Source organism: Agromyces humi, assembly GCF_009720255.1.
In the GTDB taxonomy this organism is placed as follows: Bacteria; Actinomycetota; Actinomycetes; order Actinomycetales; family Microbacteriaceae; genus Agromyces; species Agromyces humi.
Window position 1 is genome coordinate 1 of record NZ_WJSP02000784.1, and the last position, 548, is coordinate 548.

General features: G+C 71.4%; 1 protein-coding gene. It reads left to right on the forward strand.

What is annotated here, in order from left to right:
* Positions 1 to 45: 45 nt before the first annotated feature.
* Positions 46 to 548 (forward strand): aminotransferase class V-fold PLP-dependent enzyme (locus tag GH736_RS24160; protein ID WP_159607639.1); only part of this gene is annotated, 503 nt, incomplete at its 3' end.

Sequence of the window (548 nt, forward strand, 5' to 3'; positions counted from 1 at the left end):
GGTGATCGACTGGTATAATCGCTATCTGAAGAAGTGAGGTTGCCGATGCGCTGCGCTCTCTTCACCGTCCTGCTTGTCACTTCAGCGCCCGCGCTGGCCGACGAGGTGCGCGCCGACACGTGGTTGGTCTCGTACTCGCTGGTGCAGTCGGCGACGGGCGAGCTCGCGGACGCGGCATCAGTGACCGACGCCGCGCACGGCGTCGGGGCCCGGGTGCTCGTCGACACCACGCAGGCCACCGGCTGGCTGCCGACCACGGAGCTCGACGCCGACCTCATCGTCTGCCACGCCTACAAGTGGCTGAGCGCGCCGCGCGGCGCGGCGTTCGCCGCGTTCTCGGAGCGACTCGCCGACGAGCTGACGCCGTACACGGCCGGCTGGTACTCGGGTGCCGACCCGTGGTCCTCCTGCTACGGGCCCGACCTCCACCTCGCCTCCGACGCGACCCGGTTCGACGTCTCCCCCGCGTGGCATGCGTGGGCCGGCGCGGAGGCCGCGCTCGGGTTCGCGGCGTCACTCGACGCCGGCGAGGTGCACGACCATGCGCT